The sequence below is a fragment of the Corallococcus praedator genome, assembly GCF_003612125.1.
Lineage (GTDB): Bacteria > Myxococcota > Myxococcia > Myxococcales > Myxococcaceae > Corallococcus > Corallococcus praedator.
The window spans coordinates 1-457 of sequence record NZ_RAWI01000972.1; the positions used below are offsets into that span (position 1 = coordinate 1).

Here is a 457-nt window from a genome sequence, read left to right on the forward strand (position 1 = left end):
GTGTTAGCACCCCATACTCATCAATCCGAATCGCCTTGGCCCGGCCGGACACTATGCCCCGTTGAGGGTCTGAACCATCGGGTACGATCTGATTCCACATGGCCACCGATGAGCCGTGCAGTTTTAGCAGCGTAAGCAAAAAAAATAAACCGACACAGATGCCAACAAACCACCGGACGCGGCTATCGAAGCGAATCAGAAACGGGCCGGTGGCGTGAGATTGCGCGGGTGTTGGCAGTGGCAACTCCGATTTAGATAATGGACCTGGGGAAACGGCCACGGTGGCTGTTAACCGATCCTGAGCCAATTTTGGCTTGATTGCCGACGGGTGCGGCTTCGATTTATTTTTTTTCGACATAATGAACAGTCAATGGGCATTCGTTCTAACCTCAAAAATCAGACCTATTTTGGTAGAAAGTAAGATTTATTACGCATTCTTGCTTAGCAATCGGCTATG

1 protein-coding gene is annotated in these 457 nt (G+C 49.9%); it reads right to left on the minus strand.

Annotation, left to right across the window (positions count from 1 at the left end; all coding sequences use genetic code 11):
* On the minus strand, positions 1-358 hold a 358-nt coding region (locus D7Y13_RS47430; RefSeq protein WP_208734617.1), incomplete at its 3' end, for a DUF7657 domain-containing protein.
* Positions 359-457 lie beyond the last annotated feature (99 nt).